Genomic DNA, 7,666 nt, shown 5'->3' with positions numbered 1-7,666 from the left:
TTAAAGTGCATCAACGCGGCCATCATGCTATCCATGGTCAGCGGCAACTGCTTAACGTTATCAACCATCAAAGTCAGGCTCTTCATTGCACCAACTTGTTCACGACCTTGATCCAAAGCATGAGGGTTGTTTAGGAATAGGTTCGTCGACTGAGCAAAACGCTGACTCAACGCTTGCGAAAACTCAGGTGTACCAGTACCAGCGTTGTAGCGAACGTAGTAGGCCGCTCGAATAAATTCGCCTAGGTTCTCTAGAATACGAGCTTGATCTGCTTCACCACGATAGCGAGCGATTTCTTGATCCAGCGCGACTTGGATACGGCTTAGGCTCGCTTCACTATAGATATCATTCAGCGTTTCTGAAGGTGCTGAAAACCAAGCGTGGTAGCAATCATACTCAGCACCAGAAACGGCAGTAGCCAGATCTCGCGATTGTTGTAAATCAGCAACAGCACACTGATTTTGTGCAAAAGAGAAGCCAGACACACTCGCTAGCATACAAGCAAGCGCCAAACGATGGCGCGGGAAAAAACGGATATGAGACATAACAACACTCATTGATTATTAACATACATTGAGTGGGGGTTTATATTCTTTACAGCTCAAACAGTGAAATCAGTGTCATAAAATTTATGAAACCGCTCCCAAAAATAGGTCTTTTACTCTAATTAAATGGGAGCAATCCCACTCCAAAAAAACTCACAATTATCAATAAAAACATTAATTTACCTTTTTCTAAATAACGACTTTATGAGGAAAATTGCCCTTAAACGCCCCCCTTAACTCTTCCAGATAGAGTTCACGACAATCAAAGGTTCTAAATTAAATTTTGATGCTTGATACCATCTATTTTTATTTGTGACTCATTCCCAATAAGTCATAGAGTGCATATCAAAAGGTTGGCATTAATGGTAAATTCTCCGCCAAATCAAACACATTTACTCCTCCAGTCATTGATGAGTGAATAAAGCAGATATTTGGCTAGGGATAATACATGTCACTTTGGGGATTTTGGGGAGCGGGGATTGCCTACTTCATGACAACGTTTGCCTTTGTTTTTGGCGGCATTTTTTGGTTATGTGCTGAAGGTAATACATTAAGAGAAACAAAGCGCCAATCATCAATAATGTCCGGGGTTATTGCTTGTACTATTGGAACTTGGGTGCTTGCTTTTGGTGTTTACGTTTACGGTTACTTTTGGGATAACTCTTCTCACTATTATTTTTATTTGCTCGCTCCATGGGGACTTGCCATTTTTGGGGTAAAACTTCGTAACCGCTGGGTTAAGCAATACGCGCGTGTAAAACACGCAAAAGAAGAACAGTGGCAAAAGCACTGGCGAGAATTATTAGGGGAAGATACTGAAGAGCTTCCACCATATACACATGATTACGAGCTCTACTCGGGCATTTGGCAAGCCAATGAAGCGCTCCAAGAACAGTGTTTTGCAGCCCTTCCTCACGGGAAAGCAGTCTACGAGAGAGTGAAAGCCTTCCAAACGATGGCCTCCCCCGCTGGTGACATAAACAATCAAGTTTTGCTGAGTAAACTCGATCAACTAGAGGATGAAATCATTCAAGTTCTTGAGCAACACTCGCAAAAGAAAGTAAGCATTGAAACTGGCGCAGGTACTTTACACAAAGAGTCAAAACGCAATGTTTATCACCATGAGAATGGCCCAACAGAAGAGCAACTGTACGACTCAATCAACCTCCAACATGATTTGGATCGAGAGCTACGCAACATTATCTATGATCGGCTCGGTTACGATGGCGAAGATGAGTACTTTTTCCTCCAAGCGCCACTCGAAGAGCTTACCGAGAATGAAACCGCAATCAACTGGATGCTCTGGGGGTTAGTAAGCAACCATTTTGCTGTTGACCCATACCAAACGGCGTTGGATCTCAGCCTAATGAATGCGGAACCAAGATGGGGGCAAAATGAACGGTTTGTAATGATTACGGCTCAATAAACGCAAGTACTAAGTCTAATTTTAATACAACCTATTCTGAGACCACCCTCGCGTTGGTTAACTTAGCCAGTAAGCGGCCAACGCGATCGCGCATTTCACGTCTATCGACAATCATATCTAGCGCACCATGCGCTAGTAAAAATTCACTTCGCTGAAACTCGTCTGGTAGCTTTTCACGTACCGTTTGCTCAATGACCCGTCTTCCCGCAAAGCCAATACTTGCTTTAGGTTCACCAATATTGATGTCTCCTAACATGGCTAAACTCGCCGAGACGCCACCATAAGTTTGGTCCGTCAATACTGAGATATAGGGTAATCTGTGCTCAGATAAGTGGTTTAACGCGGCGCTGGTTTTTGACATTTGCATGAGTGCCACCAAAGACTCTTGCATGCGCGCCCCTCCGCAAGCGGAAAAACATACTAACCCAGATTTTGTATTAATTGCGCTTTCAACTGCTCGGACAAACTTCTCGCCAACCACTGCGCCCATCGAGCCTGCCATGAAAGAGAATTCGAATGCACACGCAACAACAGGCAGCCCCAATAACTTGCCCTCCATCACCACCAACGCATCTTTTTCTCCAGTCGTTTTCTGTGCTAAAGCAATTCGCTCTTTATATCGCTTTAAGTCTTTAAAACCCAAAATATCTTGTGGCTCCAACTCACTTGCCAACTCTTGTTGTGTTCCATGGTCCAGAAAAGAGATCAACCTTTGACGCGCAGCCATTCTCATGTGATATGAGCATTTAGGGCATACTTCCAAATTTTCTTTTAACGCGGCACGATAAAGTATTTGTTCACACTCAGGACACTTTGTCCAAACGCCCTCAGGGATAGACGCTTTGCGCGAACCTATTATATTTTTATTCTCAAATAACCGTTCTAACCAGCTCATAAATTCACCACTATTGATTACGTTCTAGCGCGATATCTCGTTGTTTGTTCGCTTAAACTTGTAAATAAAATTGTATGTAACTTAGTACAGGGATAAAGTGCGATATGCTGGCTTGATAATCCAATAAAGTGGGATAATGAAATGTTTGATAACGTTGACCAAATCTGGTTAAAAAGTTTTCACTGTGTTTATGAGAACAACAGCTTTAAGCGAGCCGCTGAGTGTTTGAATATACCAACATCAAATATCAGCCGACACATTGCCCTGCTTGAAGAAAAGTTAAACATTAGGTTGTTCAATAGAACAACAAGGCGAATGACGCCCACCGAGGCTGGAGAAGAGCTCTATAGCAGCACTCGTCCGTTATTGGAGCAACTCAACGCCGCACTAGAAACTGTAACGCGCCACTCGCACACGGTAACAGGGGAACTGCGAACTCTTATGCCAGACACACCTGTACTGGCCAAAGCGGTTGTCACCTTTTGCACGCAATACCCGTCAATCTCTTTGTCTTGCGATACAACGCTAAACCCTAAAGATGATGTTATTGACAGCTTTGATGTCATTTTGAGTTTTCATAGAGGGACTTTGTCAGACAGTAACTGGGTGGCGAGAGAGATAAAACGCTGGCCCAGTGCCATTTTAGCCGCGCCTCAACTAATTGAGAAATACGCCCCCCCTTACAAAATTACGGATCTAAGTCATGTTCCCTGCATCACGACGCTTACCGCAGTAAATGGTGCACCATGGGTATTCAGAAACCCTGCTGGGGGCCATATTACTCAAACTGTGCAATCTTCATTCAAAGTAAACAGCGGTCATCTCGCCAGATATGGCGCGTTATCAGGGCTTGGATACGCAATATTGCCAATTGAGTCATGCCAAAATGAGATCAAAAATGGTGAGCTAGAAATCGTCACTCTAGAGTACGAACCTGAGGATTTAGTGCTTTACGCCTTTTACTCGTCAAGAAAACATGTAGCTAAGAAAATATCTATGTTTGTTGAACATTTAAAGCAAAACGCAAAACTTAACGCCTAGCTAAGCTTTACTCAACTAATTTATCGTATTCTGTTTTATCGTCTAGAAAGGACAAACACCGCTAAGCGATTTGAGACTCGATTTTTTCAAATAAAAAAGCCAGCAATTAACATTTACTGGCTTTTATTAAAGAGGGTCAGTTGGCGTTTAGATTCTAAACGCTCCTACGTGACGATCGAGTGTTCGCGATAGCTCCGCGAGTTGTTGACTTGATTCTTCTAGTTGCTCACTCGCTGTTAGCGCACTTTTCACTGAGTGGCTGACGGTATCCATGTTCATATTAATTTCGTTTGCTACCGTTGATTGCTGTTCTGTTGCGGTTGCTACTTGAGTATTGATATCTGAAATAGTCGTCACTTGTGCAGCTATTGCTTCTAAAGCCTGTCGAGCTAACTCAGTTTCTGCCGTTCCTTCTTCAATAAGAGTCTTACTATTACTCATTGAATTCACCGCACTTTGAGCTTCAGTTTGTAGCTGGTGAATCATATTGTCAATTTCATCGGTAGAATGAGCCGTTTTAGTCGCTAGGTTGCGAACTTCATCAGCGACTACTGCAAAACCTCGGCCGGCATCACCAGCGCGTGCCGCTTCGATAGCCGCATTGAGAGCCAATAGATTGGTTTGCTCCGAAATACCTCTAATCACCTCTAGAATACTACCAATTGACTGAGTATTTTCAGCAAGACTCACGATAATGTTGGAAGTGCTGTTCATCTCGTTTTCAAGATTAGTCATCGCCGTTTTGGTTCTTTCTAGCGTCGTGTAGCCATCTTGCGCTTCATTACTTGCTGCACTCGCAGCATTTGCCGCTCCGGCAGCATTGGAGGCAATTTCATTGACCGTCGCAATCATTTCGTTCATGGATGTGACAACCAGCATGGTTTGCTCGTTCTGCTCTTGCCCTCTTGTGAGCGCTTGCTGAGATTGCCCACGCAAAGCGACAGCTGAACTATTAAGCTCCACACCAGTATTTACAACTTGTGTAATAATCTCATGTACTTTCCCAACAAAAACGTTGAAAGCAGAAGAAATTTGCGCGACTTCGTCATTACCTTTCGCTGGCAAACGAACGGTTAAGTCTCCGTCTCCTTTTGAGATGTCTTGTAGAGCGTCTTTAAGCGCAGAAAGCGGTCTCATCAGTTTATTTAGCAGAAGTGACAGAATCAAAACACACATAACGAAGATCGCCACCATAGAGATCAACTGGTAAGTAATAATTCCATTCGTCGCTTGGCTCACTTCGGTAATAGGAATACCAATATCAAAAGTACCGTATAACTGACCATCCACATAAATTGGTGCCATGATGTCAAACACCCATACTTTCTGGACATCGGCATACCACTTTGAGTACTGTTGAACACCTCTCGTCGCGCCTTCAACAGTATATTCATCGTTATAGGTTTTGTTCAGCTTGTGCTTATCACTGTGGGCTACTGCCGTTACGTTACGGTCAATTACAACGGCATAACTCACGTCTGAACGTTGTTTCAGCCCCTCAACAAGCGATTGTAAATCTTGCATTGGATTGGCTGAGTTCTCCAAAATATAACTCGCATTTCCCGCTAGAAACTCAGCTTGAACTTGGGATTTGTTTAAGATGATGTCATCGATTTTCTGACTCGAAATTAGGTACGTTGATGCCATACTCGCCACGACAGCAATACCAAACATGGCGCAGACTGCTAATAAGATGATTCTTTTCATTATAATTGTCTCAATACAATTCAATTGATGCTCATTAATCGAGCGCTAAGCCTTTCTTCTCCAAAACCAACCAAACTGCATTTTGGGTCTGTTTGGCAGAGCAAGACATAACTTTATAACTATGTATCTGCTTGGTTCCCGATTACTTTAGACAGAAGGAAAAAAAGTCTTCAAAACGTCACATTTCTACGAGGTTTGGCGAAGGGACGAGTACGCAAAAGGAAACGTTTGCATAGTTAAATTTAACTATGCGACCAAATTGGTATCGAACATTAAAGAAAAGAGTTCTAATTAGCGTTTTGCCGTCGGGAGCGCTGTGGTCAGTGCTCCCGTTTTATCATTTAGTATCTCAGGTTCAGATATTAGAGCCACAATTGCAGCGGTTGTAATCCGAGATGCTTGGTGAAGCGAGAATGACTTGGTTTGTAGATATGGCAGCGATGTCAGATCGAGTGATTCTCAATCAAGAATCGGCAGCAAAATAGGCAAACCAAGGCATGAAGCTATTACCCATGCAAAAAGAAAGGAAAAGAATCTTTACCACAGAGTTTAACTTGTCAGCGATATGTATCCATGCATACCCATGTACAAACCAACTGCACTGATCAAGACGCCCGATAAGTAAGGAGCTCGACGTGCAACATCATTCAAACCGCTCCATTTAGATGTCGCTTTTTGCACGCCCACTGCTGCCACAACGCCAACAGCAACCAGAGTCAAGGCTAAGCCAATACTGAATGACACAACTAATGTCGCACCAAGAGTCATTGCCTTAAGCTGCAAACAGATAAGCAAAACCGTTACCGCAGCAGGGCATGGAATCAAACCGCCCGTTAATCCAAACAGCAGAATTTGCCCATTCGTCACGTCTCGATTCTCAAAGCGTTTTTGAATGTCTAAAGCGTGAGCGCGTTCGTGAGCATCTTGATATTCCTTATCTTCGCTTTCTAAATGAGAACCAGGACGGAAATGTACATCAAAGTCATGGGTATGATCATGGTGCCCGATGATCAAAGTGACAGAAAGTCCATTAGAGACTTTAATGCAAGACGCCGATTCCAAGTATCCATCACGCTCTATAAAGTGATAAATATCAGCAGGTTGATAACCATCACTCGATACCGAAACCTTGATACCTTCAGCAGTTAAAGGTTTACCGCTGAGTGTTCGCAACTGGAAACGGTGATGCTCCCCTTCCTCTGTAATCGAAAGCGAAACATGCCCATGTCCTGTATCCACAACTTGCGTCGTCCAATCGCGAGCATGATCCTGAACTTTGTTCCAAGCTCGCTCATCGCTCCATGTCCGCCAAAACATCCATACGCCGGTTGTCACGATAATGACCCCAGAGATAAGTTGCATCCATGGTTCAGCCGCTTCAGCGGTGAATTTCTGGCTAATATACATCCCGCCAACAGCGATTAACCATACAATTGCAGTGTGAGAAAGTGTGGCAGCTAAACCCAGCATCACGGCTTGTTTGACCGTTCCTTTCACAGCGACAATGAACGCCGCCATCATCGTTTTAGAGTGCCCAGGTTCTAAACCATGCAAAGCGCCAAGCAAAATGGCACTGGGAATAAAGAACCACCCATTACCTTGTTGTAGTAACGCGACAAAATCCATTGTTGTTCTCTGTTGTTGATTCTAATTTATCGCAAACTATACTCCCCCCTAGTATTAAATACTACCCCCCAGTATAAATTGAGTGCTACATTATCAGTTAGAATAACTCGGCCCGTAACTTAAAGAAGATAAGACATGTCGCATACAACCAGAGATCAAAAGAAGCTCAACACTCGAGTCAGTAAAATACAGGGTCAGGTGAATGGACTTAAAAAAATGCTGGAAGAAGAGCATGAATGCCAAGATGTGTTGCAGCAGATTGCCGCTATTCGGGGAGCAGTAAATGGTTTGATGCGAGAAGTAATTAAAGGTCACTTACTTGAGCACGTTGTACTTGAGGAAGACAAAACTCAACGTGAAAAAGATATGGAAGTCGTATTAAAAGTACTGGACTCTTATATAAAGTAACCCTACTTCGCTAGAGTA

At 43.4% G+C, this 7,666-nt stretch carries 7 protein-coding genes; 3 read left to right on the top strand and 4 right to left on the bottom strand.

The genetic code is table 11. The features are described from left to right. Positions 1-545: M9 family metallopeptidase N-terminal domain-containing protein (locus tag R7E00_RS17775; protein ID WP_318124455.1), on the bottom strand; the 545-nt coding region annotated here is incomplete at its 3' end. Positions 546-993: 448 nt separating this feature from the next. On the opposite strand from R7E00_RS17775, the gene R7E00_RS17770 reads away from it, so the two are divergent. Further along, a complete protein-coding gene (locus R7E00_RS17770; RefSeq protein ID WP_033906792.1) occupies positions 994-1,971 on the top strand; it encodes a hypothetical protein in 978 nt (325 codons plus the stop codon). Between the two features lie 31 nt (positions 1,972-2,002). Here the strand turns inward: R7E00_RS17770 and accD are convergent, their stop codons facing one another. Beyond that, the gene (accD, locus tag R7E00_RS17765) at positions 2,003-2,866 is read right to left on the bottom strand and encodes an acetyl-CoA carboxylase, carboxyltransferase subunit beta (RefSeq protein ID WP_017821534.1); all 864 of its coding nucleotides are present in this window, start codon (positions 2,864-2,866) and stop codon (positions 2,003-2,005) included. 141 nt (positions 2,867-3,007) lie between these two features. On the opposite strand from accD, the gene R7E00_RS17760 reads away from it, so the two are divergent. After that, positions 3,008-3,907 carry a LysR family transcriptional regulator gene (locus R7E00_RS17760; protein WP_064376759.1) on the top strand — a complete coding sequence of 300 codons (900 nt, stop codon included), beginning with the start codon at positions 3,008-3,010 and terminating at the stop codon, positions 3,905-3,907. Positions 3,908-4,054: 147 nt separating this feature from the next. On the opposite strand, the gene R7E00_RS17755 is transcribed toward R7E00_RS17760, so the two are convergent. Beyond that, complete coding sequence (locus R7E00_RS17755) at positions 4,055-5,614, bottom strand: methyl-accepting chemotaxis protein (RefSeq protein ID WP_017635256.1); 1,560 nt, start codon at positions 5,612-5,614, stop codon at positions 4,055-4,057. A gap of 549 nt (positions 5,615-6,163) precedes the next feature. Continuing rightward, positions 6,164-7,240 (bottom strand): nickel/cobalt efflux protein RcnA, encoded by a 1,077-nt coding sequence (locus R7E00_RS17750; RefSeq protein WP_248525431.1) that lies wholly within the window; start codon positions 7,238-7,240, stop codon positions 6,164-6,166. A 135-nt stretch (positions 7,241-7,375) separates the two neighbouring features. Here R7E00_RS17750 and rcnR point away from each other — a divergent pair, with 135 nt between their 5' ends. Next, positions 7,376-7,648, top strand: coding sequence for a Ni(II)/Co(II)-binding transcriptional repressor RcnR (rcnR, locus tag R7E00_RS17745; RefSeq protein ID WP_005375370.1), 273 nt, complete (start codon positions 7,376-7,378; stop codon positions 7,646-7,648). The last annotated feature ends 18 nt before the right edge of the window (positions 7,649-7,666 follow it).

Source organism: Vibrio sp. Vb1755, from assembly GCF_033338635.1.
Lineage (GTDB): Bacteria > Pseudomonadota > Gammaproteobacteria > Enterobacterales > Vibrionaceae > Vibrio > Vibrio alginolyticus.
The sequence above is the reverse complement of the archived record's forward strand: the minus strand, read 5'-3'. Positions and strand labels throughout refer to the sequence as shown.

Bases quoted from the DNA above. Each gene is read 5' to 3' on its own strand.
- R7E00_RS17770 (WP_033906792.1), top strand. From the start codon at position 994: ATGTCACTTTGGGGATTTTGGGGAGCGGGGATTGCCTACTTCATGACA.
- accD (WP_017821534.1), bottom strand. From the start codon at position 2,866: ATGAGCTGGTTAGAACGGTTATTTGAGAATAAAAATATAATAGGTTCG.
- R7E00_RS17760 (WP_064376759.1), top strand. From the start codon at position 3,008: ATGTTTGATAACGTTGACCAAATCTGGTTAAAAAGTTTTCACTGTGTT.
- R7E00_RS17755 (WP_017635256.1), bottom strand. From the start codon at position 5,614: ATGAAAAGAATCATCTTATTAGCAGTCTGCGCCATGTTTGGTATTGCT.
- R7E00_RS17750 (WP_248525431.1), bottom strand. From the start codon at position 7,240: ATGGATTTTGTCGCGTTACTACAACAAGGTAATGGGTGGTTCTTTATT.
- rcnR (WP_005375370.1), top strand. From the start codon at position 7,376: ATGTCGCATACAACCAGAGATCAAAAGAAGCTCAACACTCGAGTCAGT.